This is a genomic window from Pantoea sp. E956-1 (assembly GCF_982223955.1).
Genome location: NZ_CEUYZP010000118.1, coordinates 1 through 379 on the forward strand (window position 1 = coordinate 1; position 379 = coordinate 379).

A 379-nucleotide genomic window follows, 5' to 3' on the forward strand; every position below is an offset into this window, starting at 1 on the left:
TGAATGTACCGGCCGTGACTGGACCAGTGGGTACGCGATCGGCGCCTTGTACGTCGTTGGTCAGGACGTTGCCGGTCAGGGTCAGTTGGCTTTCTGAGGCAGTGCCGTTGCTGTCATCGTTGGCTTTCGGCAGGTCGTCGACGATGTTGACGTCGAGGGTCCCGGTGGCCGTCGTGCCGTTGTCATCAACGACCGTGACCGCGAATTGCTCAGGCAGATTGTTCGCGCCGTTGGCGTTCGGATGCGCTTCGTTATCAGCCAAGGTGTAGCTGTAACTGACCACACCGGCTGCAGCGTTGAAACCAGTAATCGTCAGCGTGCTGCCCAGTGGCGTGGTGATCGATTGCGGGAAACCTGCGGCCACACCATTGGTCACCAC

1 protein-coding gene is annotated in these 379 nt (G+C 59.9%); it reads right to left on the reverse strand.

The features are described from left to right. On the reverse strand, positions 1 to 379 hold a 379-nt coding region (locus tag AC0T7J_RS25540; RefSeq protein ID WP_473798637.1), incomplete at both ends, for a hypothetical protein.